General features: G+C 43.1%; 1 protein-coding gene. It reads left to right on the top strand.

Annotation, left to right across the window (positions count from 1 at the left end):
- Positions 1-347, top strand: a 347-nt coding sequence (locus RCF13_RS04175) for a hypothetical protein (RefSeq protein ID WP_308140893.1), incomplete at its 5' end; no start/stop codon positions are given.
- Positions 348-357 lie beyond the last annotated feature (10 nt).

Below are 357 nucleotides of genomic sequence, written 5' to 3'. Positions count from 1 at the left end.
TTTGTAAACAATACAGTCTTGATACTGCTCCTGTCGTCAGCATCAGGCCATTCCGCAGCCGTATCGATACCGGCCTCCAAACCCGTGCCAGCCAGACCAGGCCAACCGTCAGTGATCGGCGCAGGGCCTGCTACAACCTCTTCATGGATAAGCGAGAACTTGATGTATTTATCCTTTTTGAACAAATACAGATAGTCATTCGCATTGATGATATCGTCTATATTACTCTGAAAAGCGAGAGGCAGAGATTGCCAGTTAATACTGGTCCTGAAAGGAAATCCTTCTACCATCTTATCCAATACATCATTATATTTTATGTTTTCATTGTTATTGAAAAAGTACGTTGACGTTGCCATG

The organism is Stenotrophomonas maltophilia group sp. RNC7, assembly GCF_030910085.1.
Classification (GTDB): domain Bacteria; phylum Pseudomonadota; class Gammaproteobacteria; order Xanthomonadales; family Xanthomonadaceae; genus Stenotrophomonas; species Stenotrophomonas sepilia.
Note: the sequence above shows the minus strand (reverse complement) of the source record. Positions and strands in the feature narration are given on the sequence as shown.